The following is a 1294-nucleotide window of genomic DNA, read 5'->3' as shown; positions in this document are numbered from 1 at the left end:
CCAGCACAGGTGCGCCACCGTAGCGAAGGTCCACCTGGTCGAGTCGCAAACCCATTGCGGTCGAGCTCATTTCGTCACCTCTCCGGCACGTGGCAGCCAGCGGGTGGCGCGCCGTCCCAGCAATTCGATGGCCGCCGAGGTGGCGAAGCCCAGCACGCCGATGGTGATGATGCCGACGAACACACCGGGATAGTCGACGATCGTGTATGCCTGCCAGGTGCGGTAGCCGACGCCGAGGCGCCCGGAGATCATTTCGGCCGAAACCACACAGATCCACGCGACGCCGATCCCGACCGACAGCCCGCTGAACACGCCCGGCAGGCTGCCCGGCAACACCACCCGCACCAGCACGTCCCAGCGGTTGCCGCCCAGCGTGCGCACCGATTCCTCCCAGATGGTCGGCAGTGCCCGCACCGCGTGCCGGGTGCTCACCATGATCGGGAAGTAGGCGGCGAGGAAGGTGATGAACACGATGCCGGCCTCGTCGGTGGGAAACAGCAGGATGGCCACCGGCACGATCGCGACCGCCGGAATGGGGCGGGCCAACTCGGTCAGCGGTCCGAAGATGTCGGCGAACCAGCGTGAACGCCCAAGCGCCACCCCGGTCGCGACACCGATCACCGCGGCCAACCCGAAGCCGCTGAGAATGCGGATCAATGATTGGCCGAGGTCCAGCCAGAAGGTGTCGGTATGCACCTGCACCCGCAGCCGGTGCAGGATCTGGGTGACCGTCGGCAGCGTATCGAAGCGGACCCACAGCCGAATATGGTTGGCGGTCAGCACTTGCCAGGCGATCAGCGCGACGACGATGGAGGCCACCCGAACCAGCCGCGAGCCCCACAACCCTGCGGTGCCGTGGTGTCCCGCGGGCGTAGTGGTTTCCCGTGCCGTGGTGATGTCCGGAGCGCCGGCGTCGACCGGGATGGTGGTGGCGCTCACGACCGCACCTCACCGATGGCCTGGTCGTAACTCGCCGCGACCGCACCGGGGTGGCGGGCCTGGTATCGCTGCACCGCGCCGGGGGTGATGAAGGGCAGGTAGGTATCGCCCTCGCGCACCCACTGCGCCTTGTCCGCGAACCAGCGAGTCCCGAGTTCCGCATCCGGTACGTAGGCGGCGCGGATCTTCTTCCCCTGCGCCCGTGCGGCTTTCACTGCGCGCAGCAGATCGGTGGGGTTGCCCGCGGACTGTGCGGCAGCCTGGCCGTCGAACCAGATCTCGCCGGCGAGGGCCGCATCGGAGACCGGTTTACCGGCGCTCGGATCGGTGCCCGTGATCGGCGCGGGATTGGCGA

2 protein-coding genes are annotated in these 1294 nt (G+C 68.3%); both read right to left on the bottom strand.

Features of this window, described 5'->3' with window-relative positions:
* Positions 1 to 66: 66 nt before the first annotated feature.
* Entirely contained in the window at positions 67 to 939 is an 873-nt protein-coding gene (locus tag ACGF5C_RS34680; protein WP_393308633.1) for an ABC transporter permease, read from the bottom strand.
* Positions 936 to 1294 (bottom strand): hypothetical protein (locus ACGF5C_RS34675; RefSeq protein ID WP_393308631.1); only part of this gene is annotated, 359 nt, incomplete at its 5' end. The genes ACGF5C_RS34680 and ACGF5C_RS34675, both read right to left, overlap by 4 nt.

It is taken from the genome of Micromonospora sp. NPDC047620 (assembly GCF_043205005.1).
Lineage (GTDB): Bacteria > Actinomycetota > Actinomycetes > Mycobacteriales > Micromonosporaceae > Micromonospora.
The sequence above is the reverse complement of the archived record's forward strand: the minus strand, read 5'-3'. Positions and strand labels throughout refer to the sequence as shown.